Here is a 2,029-nt window from a genome sequence, read left to right on the forward strand (position 1 = left end):
CTCTGCCTGTTCGCCCGAAGACGCACCAAAAGCGGGCCCCACGAGAAGCGTTGTGAGCCCGAGTGCCAATGCAAAAGCAAGGGACTTGATGCGCATATGCCCCAGATCAGGTTGACCTACAAGAACACTCTCACCTTACCAGTCTTTCGTAACCAATTCGTTATCTAATTTTGGGATCTTAGTCCCATGTGCTGAGCGAGGAATCGCCCCGTTAAGGAATCTGGATTGGCCGCGATCTCCTCGGGGGAACCCGTTGCCACGATCTTGCCTCCCGCCTGGCCGCCACCCGGGCCCATATCGATCACCGCGTCAGAATTGGCGATCACATCCAGATCGTGTTCGATCACCACAACGGTGGCGCCCTTGTCCGTCAGCCGCTGCAGTACGTAAATGAGGGTTTGCACGTCAAGCGGGTGCAGCCCAACGCTCGGCTCATCCAACACGAATACCGCGTCCGATTGATCCCGGTGCAGCTGATTCACCAGCTTGAGCCGCTGCGCCTCGCCGCCGGACAGGGCGGGGGTAGCCTCCCCCAACGTCAGATACCCCAAACCTAAATCATCGAAAGCCTTGAGCCTGCGCTCGACCTTTCGAAGCCCCGTTGTGGCACCGATCGCTTCGCGTACCGTCATTCCCAGAAGGTCGGGCAGGCTCACGCCGTCTCTCTGATACTGCCCAGCGCGAGGATCGAATCGGCTGCCGCCACAATCGGGGCAGGGAATATCAACATCGGGAAGGAACTGAACGTCCAGCGAAATCTGGCCGGTTCCCTCGCACCGCGAACACGAAAGCGATCCGGTGTTGTAAGAGAAGTCAGAAGCGGTGAGGCCATCGCGTTCGGCTTCCTCGGTACTCGCGTAGGCCTTGCGTAGCTCATCCATCACGCCCGAATAGGTGGCAACGGTTGAGCGCACATTAATGCCGATCGGCGTTGCATCCACAACATGCACCGATGTTCCCTCGGCTGAATCCAACGAAGCCACATGCTCGGGTAACGCCTTCCCCTTGTTTTCCGCCTCCAAAGCTGGCACGAGCGACTCGAGGATCAGGGTTGTTTTCCCGGAACCCGATACCCCGGTCACCGCGGTGATCTTGCCTCGCGGAATCGACACATCAAGCCCATGCACCGTGTGCAGCGGGTGGGTGGAAAGGTGGAGGGCTGGGGCGCCGTCGTCGTCAAAACTCCTCTGACGTACGATCACCGGTTCGCGCCCCGTCAAAAAACCGGCCAAACGCGATTCGTGGCTTGCGGCCACCTGTTCGGGCGTGCCCTGGGCGATCACCTCTCCGCCCTCGCGGCCCGAACCGGGGCCGATCTCCAGCAGGTGGGTGGCGGCGCGCAGGACCTGGACATCGTGATCCACGAACACCACCGAATTGCCATCGCTCAGGAGATCGTCCATCACACCGATCAGCCCATCAACGTTGGCCGGATGCAGGCCGATCGAGGGCTCGTCCAGAACGTAGAGCACACCTGTGGTTCGGTTGCGCACAGCGCGGGCCAGTTGGACGCGTTGGCGCTCCCCCGTGGAAAGCGTGGAACCGGCGCGGTCTAGGCTCAGGTAGCCGAGGCCCAGTTCGAGCAGCCGGGATGCCATCGTGGTGAAGGTGGTGGCCAACCCGCTCGCCATCTTCTGCATGTCCTTCGGCAGCGTTGGGGCGACGCCCTCAACCCACTCCACCGCTTGTTCCAGCGTCATGGCGGTGGCGTCCGCTAGGTTGAGATCGCCGATCTTCGGGGTACGAGCGGCCGTGCTCAGGCGCGTCCCCTCACAATCCGGGCACGTTCCCACCCTCAGGAAGCGCGAAACGCGAGAGAGGCGCTTTTCCGTATCGGCTCGCTTGAGCTCCTCGGTTACCGTCAGGCGGGCGTTGCGGAACGTGAAATCCAGATCGTGCACGCCCTTGCGGCTGGTGATCGTGATGTGCTTCTTTTCCTCGGGGCCTCCCAGCACGATGTCTCGTTCCGGATCCTTGAGCTCGCGCCATGGAACATCAGTGCGCACGCCAAACTCGCGGACAATGTCAG

Annotated in this window: 1 protein-coding gene; it reads right to left on the reverse strand. The window is 61.4% G+C overall.

Annotation, left to right across the window (positions count from 1 at the left end; all coding sequences use genetic code 11):
* Positions 1 to 164: 164 nt before the first annotated feature.
* Positions 165 to 2,029 (reverse strand): excinuclease ABC subunit UvrA (locus ACTHV6_RS11485; protein ID WP_441387730.1); only part of this gene is annotated, 1,865 nt, incomplete at its 5' end.

It is taken from the genome of Ancrocorticia sp., assembly GCF_052089425.1.
Classification (GTDB): Bacteria; Actinomycetota; Actinomycetes; order Actinomycetales; family Actinomycetaceae; genus Ancrocorticia.